Annotated in this window: 10 protein-coding genes; 4 read left to right on the forward strand and 6 right to left on the reverse strand. The window is 70.9% G+C overall.

The features are described 5' to 3' along the window. Positions 1–11: 11 nt before the first annotated feature. From nagB to F6A08_RS13930, 5 genes are all read right to left on the reverse strand, one after another. Positions 12–791, reverse strand: coding sequence for a glucosamine-6-phosphate deaminase (nagB, locus tag F6A08_RS13910; RefSeq protein ID WP_151459774.1), 780 nt, complete (start codon positions 789–791; stop codon positions 12–14). After that, complete coding sequence (locus F6A08_RS13915; protein WP_017204094.1) at positions 784–1,734, reverse strand: ROK family protein; 951 nt, start codon at positions 1,732–1,734, stop codon at positions 784–786. Before F6A08_RS13915 ends, nagB begins: the two co-directional genes overlap by 8 nt. Before the next feature lie 58 nt (positions 1,735–1,792). Then, on the reverse strand, positions 1,793–2,980 hold the full coding sequence (locus F6A08_RS13920) for an ROK family transcriptional regulator (protein WP_151459775.1): 1,188 nt from the start codon (positions 2,978–2,980) through the stop codon (positions 1,793–1,795). 79 nt (positions 2,981–3,059) lie between these two features. Then, positions 3,060–6,323 (reverse strand): family 20 glycosylhydrolase, encoded by a 3,264-nt coding sequence (locus F6A08_RS13925; RefSeq protein ID WP_151459776.1) that lies wholly within the window; start codon positions 6,321–6,323, stop codon positions 3,060–3,062. After that, positions 6,314–7,531, reverse strand: a complete 1,218-nt coding sequence (locus F6A08_RS13930) for a type III PLP-dependent enzyme domain-containing protein (protein WP_225855851.1) — start codon at positions 7,529–7,531, stop codon at positions 6,314–6,316. Before F6A08_RS13930 ends, F6A08_RS13925 begins: the two co-directional genes overlap by 10 nt. A 25-nt stretch (positions 7,532–7,556) precedes the next feature. Here F6A08_RS13930 and F6A08_RS13935 point away from each other — a divergent pair, with 25 nt between their 5' ends. Together F6A08_RS13935 and F6A08_RS13940 are read left to right on the forward strand one after the other, a co-directional pair. Then, positions 7,557–7,961, forward strand: a complete 405-nt coding sequence (locus tag F6A08_RS13935; RefSeq protein ID WP_151459777.1) for a RidA family protein — start codon at positions 7,557–7,559, stop codon at positions 7,959–7,961. 107 nt (positions 7,962–8,068) lie between these two features. After that, the gene (locus F6A08_RS13940) at positions 8,069–9,559 is read left to right on the forward strand and encodes a L,D-transpeptidase family protein (protein ID WP_225855852.1); all 1,491 of its coding nucleotides are present in this window, start codon (positions 8,069–8,071) and stop codon (positions 9,557–9,559) included. Positions 9,560–9,798: 239 nt separating this feature from the next. Here F6A08_RS13940 and F6A08_RS13945 read toward each other — a convergent pair whose 3' ends face one another. After that, positions 9,799–12,018 (reverse strand): NADP-dependent isocitrate dehydrogenase, encoded by a 2,220-nt coding sequence (locus F6A08_RS13945; RefSeq protein ID WP_151459779.1) that lies wholly within the window; start codon positions 12,016–12,018, stop codon positions 9,799–9,801. 175 nt (positions 12,019–12,193) lie between these two features. Between F6A08_RS13945 and F6A08_RS13950 the strand changes: the two genes are divergently transcribed. After that, entirely contained in the window at positions 12,194–12,652 is a 459-nt protein-coding gene (locus tag F6A08_RS13950) for a GNAT family N-acetyltransferase (protein WP_017204087.1), read from the forward strand. Between the two features lie 208 nt (positions 12,653–12,860). Further along, on the forward strand, positions 12,861–13,874 hold the full coding sequence (locus tag F6A08_RS13955; protein ID WP_151459780.1) for a LacI family DNA-binding transcriptional regulator: 1,014 nt from the start codon (positions 12,861–12,863) through the stop codon (positions 13,872–13,874). The last annotated feature ends 37 nt before the right edge of the window (positions 13,875–13,911 follow it).

The raw sequence follows: 13,911 nt of genomic DNA on the forward strand, positions 1-13,911 counted from the left end.
CTCCTCGCCGTCTAGATGCCCTGCCAGGCCGGCTTGTTGGCGAACGTGTAGCGGTAGTAGTCGGCGAGGCGGAGTCGCGAGGCTGCGGCTTCATCCACGACCACCGTGGCGTGCGGGTGAAGCTGGATCGCGGAGCCGGGGAGCAGCGCCGAGAGCGGGCCCTCCACCGCGCCGGCGACGGCTTCGGCCTTGCCCTCGCCGAACGCGAGCAGCACGAGGTGACGCGCCTTCAGGATCGTGCCGAGCCCCTGCGTGATGCAGTGCATCGGCACATCGTCGATCGAGTCGAAGAAGCGCGCGTTGTCCTCACGGGTCTGCTCCGTGAGCGTCTTCACCCGGGTGCGGGAGGCGAAGGACGACCCGGGCTCGTTGAAGCCGATGTGTCCGTCCGTGCCGATGCCGAGGATCTGCAGGTCGACGCCGCCCGCTGCCTCGATGGCAGCCTCGTAGTCCTCGCCCGCGTGCTGGATCGTCGCCTGCGCTCCGTTGGGGACGTGGATGCGCTGCGGGTCGAGGCCGAGCGGCTCGACGACCTCGCGCGTGATGACCGACCGGTAGCTCTCGGGGTGGTGAGGATCGATGCCGACGTATTCGTCGAGCGCGAAGCCGCGCACCTGCGAGACGTCGCGACCGGCGAGCTCGGAGCGCAGCGCCTGGTAGACCGGCAGCGGGGTCGAGCCGGTGGCGAGTCCGAGGACGGTGTCCGGACGGCGCTCGATCAGCTGCACGATCTCACGGGCGACCAGCGCGCCGGCGGCCTCGGCATTCTCGACGATGACGACCTCAGCCATGCGGGACGATCTCCTTCTCGGTGATGGATGCGCCGACGAGTGCGGCGCCGAAAGCGGCCGCGGGAGAGCCCGCGGGAAGCAGTTCGATTCTCTCATCCAGGCGGAGCGACCGCATGAACGGCGATGCCTCCGCGCCGGCGTGCAGGGCGGCCCTGATGCCGCTCTCCAGACGGTCGCCGAGCGCTGTCAGTCCGCCCCCGATGACCACGGTCTCGACGTCGGCCGACAGCACGAGCACTCGCACCGCGGCTGCGGCGCCGTGGAACAGGTCGTCGCGGAGTCCGGCGGCCTGCGGGTCCCCCGCGTCGGCCGCGTCGAAGATGTCCCTGATCGGCAGGGCACCCGGGCGTCCCCAGGCCTTCGCCAGGGCACCGCCGCCGCAGAACGTCTCGACGCATCCGCGCTGCCCGCAGCCGCAGAGCCGTCCGCGCGGGTCGACGGAGAGGTGTCCGACCTCACCCGCGGTCCCCCGCGCACCGCGCCAGATGCGTCCGTCGATCACGATGCCCGCTGCGACACCCGTCCCGAGGTTCAGATAGGCCATCGAGCCGGCGACACCGCTCAGCGCGGCGGCGCCGAGAGCGGCCGCCTTCACGTCGTTCTCCACCCGGAACGGGACGCCGAGCGTCTGCTCCGCGCGCGTCGCGAGATCGAGGGACTGGACGCCGAGATTGACGGCGTGATCCACCCGACCGGCGTCCACGTCGACGAGACCGGGGATGCCGATGCCGACCGAGCCCACGTCGGCGAGGGCGAATCCGCTCTCCTCCGCGAGGGCGGTCACCGCCGAGGCGATGCTCTCGACCACGGCGTCGTCGCCCCAACCGGTCGCCCGGCGGAGGCGTCCGCGGATGTCGCCGGACGCGTCGACGGCCACGGCGTCGATCTTGGTGCCGCCGACGTCCAGGCCCACGCGAAGACGCCGACCGGAGGGGTCGGCCATTCCTGCATCCGTCATCGGATGCCGTTCCCCACCGTGGCGGCGGGGGCGATGACGCGCGTCACGACACACCCAGCTGCCCGGAGAGCACCATGACGGCGGCGCCGCGCAGCACGATGTCCTCCTGATGCGTCCGACGCACGCTGACGTCTTCGAAGACTCCCTCGAGCGTGCGTGCGTGGAGGGTCTCGATCGCGGCGTCGATGAGGATGCCGTCGAGCAGGTCGGCCGGACCCGACAGCACGACCTCGGACAGGTCGAGGGCCGCCACGATCGGAGCGACGGCGATCGCCATGCGGGTGCCGGCGTCCCGGAGGATCTCGTCGCGCGCCTCGGGCTCCGCGGCCAGCGCCGTGCGCAGACGGCTGACGCTGAGCCAGGCCTCCAGGCACCCGTCCTTGCCGCAGGCGCAGCGCGGTCCGCCGTCGGTTCCGACCACGACGTGGCCGATCTCGCCCGCGGCGAAGCGACTGCCCAGCAGCGGCTGGCTGCCGGTGATGAGTCCGGCTCCCACGCCGCGGCCGATCTTGATCAGCATGAAGTCGGCCTTGGCCTCGCCGAAGGTGTATTCGGCGAGCACCGCGGCGTTGGCGTCGTTGCGCGCGAGCACCGGCAGGTCCAGATCCACACCGAGCTTCGCCTCGAGCGGGAAGTTCGTCCATCCGAGGTTCGGCGAGCTGAGCACGACGCCGTCCGGCCGGACGACGCCGGGGGTGCCGATGCCGACTCCCAGCAGCGGCTGCGTGGATGCCTCGACCAGGCTCTGCGCCAGCTCCCGCAGCGCCGTGTAGGCGGCCTCGCCGTCCGGGGATTCCGGACGAGCCACCTCGCGCCGCTCGAGGACGTCTCCGTCCAGGCTCAGCACAGCGCCCGTGAAGGCGTTGGGACCGGAGAGGTCGAGGCCGACGATCTGATGCCCGAAGCGGTCGATGTCGATGAGGATCGGGGGCTTTCCGGGGCCGACGGCTTCGCGGACGCCCATCTCGATCACGATGCCGTCGGCGATGAACTCCGCGACGAGATCCGAGATCGTCACCCGCGTCAGACCGGTCTCGCGGGAGAGGTCCGCGCGACTCATCGCTCCCGCGTGGTACAGCGTCTGCAGCACCAGCGCGCGGTTGTGTCCGCGCGCGTGCTCTGGCAGGACCTTGGATCGCGAGCGCAGGTGGCGCCCTGGGCCGAAGGCGTGCGCGTTCGCACCGACGTACTCCGACGTCGATGTGGGACGCTGATCATCCGAAACGGACATGTTTGTTAGTAGACCTTACGAACAAAATTTGCGCAACCTCAGCTCGCGCACGCGCGAGGAGGGTTACCGAAACGTTACATTACTTTCGATCGCCGCCGTCGACCGTCGTCGAGCGTGCGATGAGTCGCGTCACCAGGCCCGCCACGATCGTCTCCCGCGCCTCGACCGTGAGCGGCTTCCCCGGCACCCCGGGACGGCGCTGATCGGGTGCAGGCCCGTCCAAGGGACGATACCGCACCCCTGCCGCGTCGAGGCGGCGCAGGTGCGTCGGCAGTCGCCGCGCGAAGTCCGGGAAAGGACCCGGCTCACCCCCGTCCCAGAGCCGCTCGGCGATCGCCGCGAGTCGGGGGAACAGCGCGAAGTCGACGCGATCCCTGGTCGGCAGGTGCTCGCTCCACACGTTCGCCTGGCCACCGACCGCTCCGTCCTCGACGCGCAGCGTGTAGGCGCGTTCGATGCTCAGCGGCGGTCCGACCCTGATCGGCTCCTCCTCGGACGCCGACTGCGGGTAGTCGAGGTACACCTCGAGGTCGGGGCACGCGACGACGTCGATGCCGCGGCGCAGAGCCTCGCGCATCGCGACGGGTCCGCGCCAGGCGAGGATCCGCACGCCGTCCGGCACATCCCCTTCGAGGACCTCGTCCCATGCGAGCGCCGTCCGCCCGCGAGCGCGGACGTGCGCGACGAAGTGCGCCGTGAACCACGGCTGCACGTCGTGCGGCGTCGCCAGGCCGAGCACGCGCATCCGCTCGCGCGCCGCGGCGCTCTGCTCCCACTCGGTGACGGGGACCTCGTCGCCGCCGATGCCGATCCACTCCGCGTCGAAGACGTCGCACAGGGCGTCGATCGCAGCCCGCCCGAAGGCCAGCGAGGCCTCCGTCGGGGCGAGGGTGCGGGGATTCACCCCGAAGCGCTCCCACGCCGAGGACGCCGGCTCACCGACGTCGAGGTTGCCCAGCTCCGGATAGGCGGCCAGCGCCGCCTGGATGTGCCCGGGCAGCTCGACCTCCGGCACGAGCGTCACGAAGCGCTCGCGCGCGTAGGCGACCAGGTCGCGCAGCTCGGCTGTCGTGTAGAAGCCCTCGTGGACGCCCGGCTCGACGGTCGCCAGGGGCCCGTGGCCGAGCTGCGTCGCCTCCCGACGTGCACCGACCTCGGTGAGCCGCGGGTACCCGGGCACCTCGAACCGCCAGCCCTGATCGTCGGTGAGATGCAGGTGCAGGATGTTGAGCTGGTGGTCGGCGAGCAGGTCGATCAGCCGACGCACCTCGTCCGCCGGTCGGAAGTGCCTCGCCACGTCGAGCATCGTCCCGCGCCAGGTGTAGGCGGGTGCGCCTTCCCAGACCCCGGCAGGGATCAGAGCCGTCGACGCATCCGGGTCGCGGAGCTGCCGCAGCACGGTGGCGCCGCGGTACACGCCCACAGGGCTCGCGCCGCGGACCTCGACCCCGGACGACGTCACCGTCACGCGGAAGGCCTCCTCCGCGATGCGGCCCGTGGCCGCCGCGTCGGCCCCGAGCGATTCGTCGACGACGAGACGGATCGGCGGCTGCGACTCGTCATGCCCGTCGCCGCGCAGCCGCATCGCCGACGCCGCGAGTCCCGACGGACCGACGACGGGCGTCGAAGGCGACCACGGGAAGCAGGGCGCCGCCGGGTCGATCTGCGCATCGATGCGGGGAACGGTCGCCCGATGCGCGGGCGGCGGCATCCGCAGCGCTCGCCCGGCCGCGCGTCCTGTCGGTCGCCCGTCCGCGACGACGGGAACGCCCCCGACCAGCACCTCCGCGATGCCCTCCGGGGCGGCGAATGGGTCATCGAAGGTCGCGCCCGCGGCGACGGTCTCCGGATCGAACAGCACCAGGTCCGCCGTCGCGCCCCGGCGGATGACGCCTCGCGGGGCGTCCCCGCGGTCGAGCCCGAGACGGCGGGCGGGGGTTCCGGCGAGGTGGCGCACGGCCTCCTCCCACGTGAGGATCCCCCGCTCCCGCACGTAGTGGCCGAGGTAGCGCGGGAAGGTGCCGCGGCCGCGGGGGTGCGGTCGCGCTCCGATCAGGATGCCGTCGCTCCCGCCCGCGTGCTGCGGGTGGCGCATGATCGCCTGGACGTTCTGCTCATCCCCGATGTGCATCAGGATCCCGGTGGCGCCCGCGTCCGCGACGATCGTGTCGAGCACCACGTCCAGGGCACGCCGCCCGCTCGTCTCGGCGATCTCGGCGACCGTGCGTCCGACGAGGTCGGCGAGCGCGGGATTCGCCGTGCCGGAGATCTGGATCTGGGTCCAGTCGGCCTTCTCGCCGTGGAACCCGTCGCAGCCGATCTCCTCGAGCTCGACGCGCAGGGCCTCTCGCCCGTCCGCATCGAGCGCGGCGACGGCTCGCAGCAGGTCGCCCGTCGCGGCGAGCCGGCTGGGCAGGAGGGCCGACAGCGTCGTGGCCCCCGGCAGGTAGGGATACGTGTCGAGCGTGACGTCGACGCCGTCCGCGATGGCCTCGTCGATCAGCGCCAGGAGCTCATCGGCGCGACCGCGGTTCGGGGCGAAGTTCATCGTGGCGTGCGTGAGATGCACGGGGCATCCGGTGCGCCGGCCGATGTCCAGCGCCTCCCGGTAGGCGTCGAGCGCTCCCCCGCCGTAGCTGCGGGTGTGCGGAGCCCAGTAGCCTCCGCGCTCCGCCACGACGCGGCACAGCGCCTCGAGTTCGGCCGTGTCGGCGTACATCCCGGGCGTGTAGGTCAGGCCGCTCGACATCCCGAAGGCGCCGGCATCGAGCGCTCGACCCAGCAGATCCGCCATCTCGGCGAGCTCGTCCATCGTGGCGGGGCGGTTCTCGTGACCGATGGCCATCATCCGCAGGTTGCCCTGCGGCACCAGCACGGCGGCGTTCGCCACGGCAGCCGCGTCGATCGCTGCGAGCAGGTCCTCCATGGTGCGCCACGGCACCTGCGCCGGCATGCCGTTCCATCCCGCGATCTGCGCCGGGATGACGGCCGCAGTGGCATCGTCGAGCGGCGCATAGCCGAGACCGTCCTGACCGAGCACCTCGGTGGTGACGCCCTGCCGGATCTTGGCCTCGTGCGCGGTCCCGCTCAACACCGCCAGCTCACTGTGCGCGTGCATGTCGATGAAGCCCGGCGCCAGGAACAGGCCCGTCGCGTCGGTCTCGATCGCGCCGTCGGGCAGCTCGAGGTCGTCCCGTGCTCCGTGCGGCAGCACCGCGACGATCCGCGCTCCCTCCACGGCGACGTCGCCGACGAACCGCGGCGCCCCTGTGCCGTCCAGGATCGTGGCCCCGCGGTACACCCGCACCAGCCCGGCCGCGGCCTTCTCCGCACTCAGAAGCATGTCGCGACAGCCCCGATCACGCGGGGATCCGCGGCATCCGGATCGTCGAGGACCGCGACCACCCGCCACTTGTCGAAGGCCGTGCACGGGTGGGACAGGCCGAGGCGCACCACCTCGCCGACACCGACGGTCGCGCCGTCCGCAAGCCTCAGGAACGCGTGCTGATCGTTGAGCGCGGTGATCTCACCCGCGACGGACTGCGGAATGGGCAGGTCGAGATCGAACGGGACATCGCGTCGTCCGGCATCGAGCAGCGCGAGTCCGTCCTCCGGCTGCGACACCACGCGCGCCCAGGCATGCATGCCGGACCGCAGCGGCGCGGTGCCGGTCAGTGGCCCGAAGGGCGACATGCGGGAGTAGAAGCCGTCGTCGTGGATCTGGAAGGCGCCGGAGCGCAGCACCACATCCGCGTCCTCGCCGGACGGTGCGAGCACCGCTGCCGCCCGATCGGGGAAGGAGCTGCCGCCGGCGCTGAGCACCGGCCGGACGCCGTCCGGGTATGCGAGCTTCTCGTGCAGTTCGACGAGGGTCCGCAGGTACGCATCGACCGCGGCGACGGATTCCGCGCTGCGGTCCGGTCCGAACGGCCCCTCGTAGCCCGCCACGCCGGCGAGACGCAGCCCCGGGGCCGCCGCGATCGCCTGTCCGATGCGCTCGCCCTCGGCCACGGTCCTGGCGCCGGTGCGCCCGTGCGCTCCCCCGAGCTCGACCAGCACGTCCAGCGGGCGGACGGCGTCGTGCGTGGCCTCGGCCAGGATCGCGACGCCGGCGAGCGAGTCCGCCCAGCACAGCACGCGCAGCCCGTCATCCGCCGCGAGCAGCTGCGCGAGTCGGCGCACGGCCACGGCATCCGTGACCGCGTTGGCGATCAGCACCGTGGCCACACCCGCGTCGACGGCGACCTCGGCCTGCCAGGGGGTCGCGACCGAGATCCCCCACGCCCCCGCGTCGAGCAGTCGCTGCCACAGCGCCGGAGCCATGGTGGTCTTGCCGTGCGGCGCCAGCAGCACGCCCTGCTCCCGCGCCCAGGCGAAGACCGTGTCCTCGTTGTGCGACAGCGCGTCGGCGTGGACGGTGAGCACCGGAGTCACCAGGTCGGAGAGGCGCAGGCCGGCATCGGGGACCTCCGAGAGACGGAGCCCTGCGGCACGCGCCGGGAAGCCCTTCGTCCAGGCGCCGAGAACGGGATCCGGAATTTGTAGAGGCATCTAACAAGGCTACTAGGCTGACAGCATGACCGCGAAGATCCGAGTTTCCACCGACGCCGCCCCCGCACCCGCCCACACCTTCTCGCAGGGGATCCGCAAGGGCCCGTTCGTGCAGGTGTCCGGCCAGGGCCCCGTCGACCCGAAGACGAACGAGTACCTGTTCCCCGGGGACGTCGCGGCACAGACCACCCGCACGCTGGAGAACGTGAAGGCGATCGTCGAAGCATCCGGCGCCACCTTCGACGACGTCGTGATGCTCCGCGTCTACCTCACCAAGCGCGAGGACTTCCCGATCATGAACGAGGCGTACGGCGCCTTCGTGACCGCGCACACCACCAGCGGCGTGCTGCCGTCGCGCACCACCGTGTTCACCGGCCTCCCCCGCGAGGAGATGCTGGTCGAGATCGACGGGATCGCCATCGTCGACTGATCCGAAGGGCGCGGGGCGGCACCGTATCACGACCGTTGCCTCCCCGTTACCTGCCATCCCGTACCATTGGACGTCAGGACACGTTTGAGAGCCGGGGGGTGAAGTTCGTGACCGATCTGATTTCCGCGCCGGGCGCAACAGCCGGGGCGCACGGCGACGACTCCGCACCCACTGCGGTGCTCACGCCGTCGGACGCCCGCACAGCGGCAGAGCCGCCCACCACGGGCGATCAGCCGCTGGCCTGGGCGCCCATCGAACCCGCTCCCAAGAAGCGCCGGCTCGGACTCTGGATCGGCCTCGGTGTCGGTGCCGTCGTTCTGGGTGCCGGCGCCGCGTCCATGATCCTCATCGCGCCCGGAACGACCGTCGCCGGAATCCCGGTGGGGTGGATGACACCGGGAGCCGCGGCCGAGGCCATCGCCTCGCACGTCGCCGACACCGAGGTCACCCTCACCGGCGCCGGAGACGGCGCGGTGCTCACCGGTGCCGACCTGGGCGCCACCGTCGACGCGGCAGCACTCGCGGATACCGCCTTCGCCGAGCACCCGATGTGGAATCTCGGCGCATGGATGGGCGACCCCGTGTCCGCCGACATCGTCCTCGACCCCGACACGGCATCCGCCGCTCTGCGCGGTGCCGTGCCCGTGAGCTTCGAAGACCCGGTCGACGCGGGCGTCGCCTTCGACGCCGCGAGCGGCACCTACGTCATCACCCCGTCTGAGAACGGCACCGGGATCGACGTCGCCGACCTCACCGGAGCCTTCGTGGATGCGATCGCGGCGGGCCGCACCTCGCTCGAGTACTCGGGCGATCCCGCGCAGGCGACCCCCGCTGTCACCGACGACGACGCCACCGCGACGGCCACCGAGCTGAACTCGATGCTCGGGACGATCGGCTTCTACGTCGGCGAGGAGCGCACCGTTCCCGTCGCCCCCGAGGTCGCCGCCTCCTGGCTGACGGTCGTCGACCAGGACGGCCAGCTGCGCATCGAGGCCGACCCGCAGGCGATCCAGGCCACCGTCGACACGCTCCCCTCCCTCGTGGATCGGGCGCCCGTCAACGCGACCAACATCGTCGACTCCGCCGGGAACGTCCTGCGTGCCGAGCGGGAGGGTGTGGCAGGGCGCACGGTCGGAGACACGGCGGGGGTCGCCGACCAGTTCGCCCAGCAACTCGCCGCGGGCGACGGCGTCTTCAAGCTGTCGGTGAGCGAGACCGCCTTCGAGAGCGTGAACCTCTTCCGCCGCATCGAGATCAACCTCAGCTCGCAGCGGGCGTACCTGTTCGAGAACAACGAGGTCGTGAAGTCGTGGGCGGTGTCCACCGGTCTTCCCGGCACGCCGACCCCGACCGGCAACTTCAAGGTCTTCGCACACACGTCGATGCAGGACATGGGCTGCTACGAGGGTGCTCCGTACTGCACGGAGGATGTGCCCTGGATCACGTGGTTCGCCCCGAACATCGGCTTCCACGGCACCTACTGGCACAACAACTTCGGCAACCGGATGAGCCACGGCTGCGTCAACCTGCCGATCGACCTCGCCAAGTACGTCTACGACTGGTCGCCCGTCGGCCTCGAGGTCTCCGTCTACAACTGACCCCGGCCCCGTCCCCGGCCCTGACCCCGTCCCCGTCCCCGTCCCCGGCCCCTGTCGGTGGACGCCGCGCACTCCCGGTCCGTCGACACAACTTCGGAGTCCCGGCGCGACACGCCGAGATCCCGCTGCCGTCGACCGGCGTGTCGGGTCCGATCTCCGAAGTTGTGCCGAGTACGGGGGAACGGGGCAGGGATAGCAGAAGGGGGCGGATGCCGCAGCATCCGCCCCCTTCCTTCGTCTCAGCGCAGGGCGTCGACGATGCCGTTCAGCGTCGTGGACGGGCGCATGACCGCGGCCACGAGCTTCTCGTCCGGACGGTAGTAGCCGCCGATCTCAACCGGGGTGCCCTGCACGGCGTTGAGCTCGGAGACGATCGCCTCCTCGTTCTGCGCCAGGGACTCGGCGATGGGCGCGAAGGCCGCGGCGAGCTCCGCGTCCTTCGTCTGCTTCGCCAGCTCCTGCGCCCAGTACAGGCCGAGGTAGAAGTGGCTGCCGCGGTTGTCGATCGTGCCGAGCGCACGGCCCGGCGAGCGGTCCTCCTCGAGGAACGTTCCGGTCGCGGCGTCGAGCGTCTCCGCCAGGACGCGGGCCTTCTCGTTGCCCGTGCGGTCGGCGAAGTGCTCGAGCGAAGCCGCCAGCGCGAAGAACTCGCCCAGCGAGTCCCAGCGGAGGTAGTTCTGCTCGACCAGCTGCTGCACGTGCTTCGGGGCGGAGCCGCCGGCACCCGTCTCGAAGAGTCCACCACCGGCGAGCAGCGGCACGATCGAGAGCATCTTGGCGCTCGTGCCGACCTCGAGGATCGGGAACAGGTCGGTGAGGTAATCGCGCAGCACGTTGCCGGTCACCGAGATGGTGTCGAGGCCGTGGCGCATGCGCGCCAGCGTGTACCGCGTGGCCTCTTCCGGCGCCAGGATCGTGATGGTGAGGCCCTTGGTGTCGAGCGTCGCGAGCCCCTGGTGCACCTTCGCGATGATCTGCGCGTCGTGCGAGCGGTTCGCGTCGAGCCAGAACACGGCCGGCACGCCGGTCGCGCGGGCGCGGGACACCGCGAGCTTGACCCAGTCCATCACGGGGATGTGCTTGGTCTGCGTCGCGCGCCAGATGTCGCCCTTGCCCACGGTGTGCTCGATGAGCACGGTGCCCTCGCTGTCGAGCACCTGGACGATGCCGTCCGCCGCGATCTCGAAGGTCTTGTCGTGGCTGCCGTACTCCTCGGCGGCCTGCGCCATGAGGCCGACGTTCGGCACGGTGCCGATCGTGGCGGGGTCGAGCGGGCCGTTCGCGATCACGTCGTCGATCACGGCCTGGTAGACGCTCGCGTAGGACGAGTCGGGGATGACGGCCAGGGTGTCTGCTTCCTCGCCGTCCTTGCCCCACAGCTTGCCGCCGTTGCGGACGAGCGCCGGCATGGAGGCGTCGACGATGACATCGCTCGGAACGTGGAGGTTCGTGATGCCCTTGTCGGAGTTCACGTACGACAGGCGCGGCCCCTCGGCGATGGCCTTGTCGAACGCCGCAGCGATCTCTGCGCCACCGGCGACGTTCGCCAGGCCCGCGAGGATCGAGCCGAGGCCGTCGTTCGCGCTGAGCCCGGCCTCGGCGAGCTGCGTGCCGTACTGGTCGAAGACGTCCTTGAAGAACGCCTTCACCACGTGGCCGAAGATGATCGGGTCGCTGACCTTCATCATGGTGGCCTTGAGGTGCACGGAGTAGAGCACGTCGTCGGTCTTGGCCTCCGCGAGCGTGTCGGCGAGGAACGCGTCGAGCTCCTTCGCGGACAGGAACGTGGCGTCGATGATCTCCCGCGGGAGGACCTTGAGGCCCTCCTTGAGGACCGTGACGGTGCCGTCCTCGGCCGTGTGCCGGAACGACAGCACGTCGTCGTGGGCCGCGACCCAGGAACGCTCGTTGTGCTTGAAGTCGTCGTGGCCGAGCGTGGCGACGCGGGTCTTCGAGCCCTCGGCGAACGGCTTGTTGCGGTGCGGGTGCTTCTTGGCGTAGTTCTTCACCGCGAGCGGAGCGCGACGGTCGCTGTTGCCTTCGCGCAGGACGGGGTTCACGGCGGAGCCCTTGATGCGGTCGTAGCGGGCGCGCACGTCCTTCTCCTCGAGGGACGTCGGCTCGTCCGGGAAGTCGGGGATGTCGTAGCCCTGAGCCTGAAGCTCGGCGATCGCGCCCTTGAGCTGCGGGATGGATGCCGAGATGTTCGGCAGCTTGATGATGTTCGCCTCGGGGAGCGTGGCGAGCCCGCCGAGCTCGGCGAGCGCGTCGCCGACCTGCTGCTCCGGCGTGAGCTTCTGCGGGAAGGCGGCGAGGATGCGGCCGGCGAGCGAGATGTCGCGGGTCTCGACCTCGATGCCCGCCTGGCCGGTGTAGGCCTGGATGATCGGCAGGAACGAGGCGGTGGCGAGCGCCGGAGCCTCGTCTGTGTGCGTGTAGATGATGGCGTCGTCGGTCACCGGGAGGTTCTCCGTTCACGGGGCGATTTGTCTCGATACCAAGATACCTGAGCGGGCTCCGCCCCCGTGGCCCGACAGCGGCAGCGGCAGCCGTCGGAGCATGTTGCCGAGGCGGCCGAGGTGAAATGTTCGCCGGAAACGTGTCCGGCCACCCCGGAGGGGTTAGCCTGGGGTCATGTCCGAACTGCGCATGGTCGAACTCTCAGCTGCGACGATCGTCGCCGTGAACAACCTGTCGCTCAAGCCCGGACAGGAGCAGTTCCTCGCTCCCGTCTCGTACGGGATCGCGGCCACGGTCATCAACCCTCAGACGTCCTGGCAGCGGGTGATCCTCGACCGCAACGAGGTCGTCGGCTTCGTGAGCGCGAACTTCGACGATGAGGCCCCGGAGGAGCACTTCCGCTCCGTGCTGTGGCGCATCAACGTCGACGCGGACGACCAGGGTCGCGGCATCGGCCGCTTCGCCGTCGAGAACCTCATCGACGAAGCGCGCCACCGCGGCGTCGACCACGTCAACGTGATCTACGAGGCCGGGGAGGACGGCCCGGAGGCCTTCTTCCGTCGCGTCGGCTTCACCCCCGTCGGGGAGACGGCCTACGGCGAGGTCATCGCCGAGATCCGCGTCCCCTCCTGAGACCGGCGGCGGGGTCTCGAATCCCCTCCCCCATCGAGACCTCGTCGCCTTCACCCTCGACGGGGAGCGCTCCCACGACACCTCGGCTATTTGTTGGCGAAAACCACAAAAGCCTTGCGCTCGGCTGTCCGGTCTGTCTACTATCGCTTCAGCAGCGCAAGCGAAGCGCTTCGACGATCACTTCCCGCAGGATGACGATGGAGTCCCGATGACGACGATCCATGAGGTGGCCCGCGCCGCCGGCGTGTCGATCAGCACGGTCTCGTACGCCCTCAGCGGCAAGCGCCCGGTCTCGGAGAAGACCCGGCAGCGCATCGAGGGCGCGGTCAGGGAACTCGGCTACGAGCCCGACGCCGGCGCGCGGATGCTGGCCGGACGACGCACGCACATCTTCGCCCTCACCGAGCCGCTGCGCGCGGACACGCACGCCCCCACGCACATGGCGTTCGTGCTGGCCGCCTCCGTGGCGGCGCGGCGTCAGGGCTACGACATCCTGCTCCTCACCGACGAGCAGGCATCCGAGGGCATGAACCGGGTCGCCGCGAGCAACCTCGTGGACGCGATCCTCGTGCTCGACGTGGCCCCCGACGATGAGCGCGCCGTGATCGCGCGCGACGTCGGCACGCCGACCGTCTTCATCGGCGTCCCCGACGACCACCAGGGCCTCACCTGCGTCGACCTCGACTTCGAGGCCGCCGGCCGGCTCGCCGTCGGCCGCCTCGCGGATGCCGGGCATCGCCGCATCACGCTGCTCGGTCAGACCGAGGCCGCCTACCGCCGATCGAACTTCCCACGCCGGCTGCTGCGCGGAGCGCAGGACACCGCCGCCGAGCGCGAGGTCGTCCTCGACCGGGCGGCATCCGGCGCCACCGTCACGGAACCGTCCACGGTGCGGACCGCCATCGCCTCGGCTCTCGACCGCGGCGACCGCGCGTTCGTCGTGCACGCGGCGGACGACGTGCACGAACTGCTGCTAGGGACCCTCGAGGAGCACGGCCTGGTGGTCGGCGAAGACGTCTCCGTCGTCTCCGCCGCCGCCTCGTTCGACACGTCATCGCTGCGAGCGCCTCTGGACACCATCCCCCTGGTGCCGCAGCAGTCCTGCGACCTCGCCGTCGAACTGGCGGTCCGTCGCCTCGACGAGGGAGCCGCGACGCCCGAGATCCACCTCATCCCTCCCGAATACCGCTCCGCCGGCTCCGTCGCCCCCGCCCGGGGCTGACGGCATGCGACGGAGTCACTTCCGCACGAGCAAGCTC

This window comes from Microbacterium algeriense (assembly GCF_008868005.1).
GTDB classification, from domain to species: Bacteria; Actinomycetota; Actinomycetes; order Actinomycetales; family Microbacteriaceae; genus Microbacterium; species Microbacterium algeriense.